Origin of the sequence: Vibrio genomosp. F10 str. 9ZD137 (genome assembly GCF_049974785.1) — a bacterium.
Classification (GTDB): Bacteria; Pseudomonadota; Gammaproteobacteria; order Enterobacterales; family Vibrionaceae; genus Vibrio.
Genome location: NZ_JBNGCJ010000968.1, coordinates 1 through 395, shown reverse-complemented (window position 1 = coordinate 395; position 395 = coordinate 1). Strand labels below are relative to the sequence as shown.

At 51.4% G+C, this 395-nt stretch carries 1 protein-coding gene; it reads right to left on the bottom strand.

Annotated features, from left to right (window positions below):
• Positions 1 to 395 (bottom strand): chorismate-binding protein (locus ACP45E_RS20995; RefSeq protein ID WP_198927778.1); only part of this gene is annotated, 395 nt, incomplete at both ends.

Genomic DNA, 395 nt, shown 5'->3' with positions numbered 1-395 from the left:
GGCGCCCGCTTGCACCTGAGCGACCCCATTTTCGACATAAGCTGAGCGAATTACGATACAGGTATCCAGCGTTCCCTCTCCAGTTAAGTATCCGACTGCGCCCCCGTAACTGCCTCGTCGTGCTTTTTCTACGTCGCGAATGAGTTGCATCGCTCGAATTTTTGGTGCGCCGGTTAAGGTGCCCATATTCATGCAAGCCTGGTAGGCATGAAGTGCATCTAAATCCCCACGTAATTGACCAACAACGCGAGAGACCAAATGCATCACATGGCTGTAGCGGTCGACTTTAAGTAAGTCGGCCACATGGCGAGTGCCGGGCTCAGAGATTCGAGCCACGTCATTTCTTGCTAGATCGACCAACATCATATGCTCAGCGTTTTCTTTTTTATCGCTAC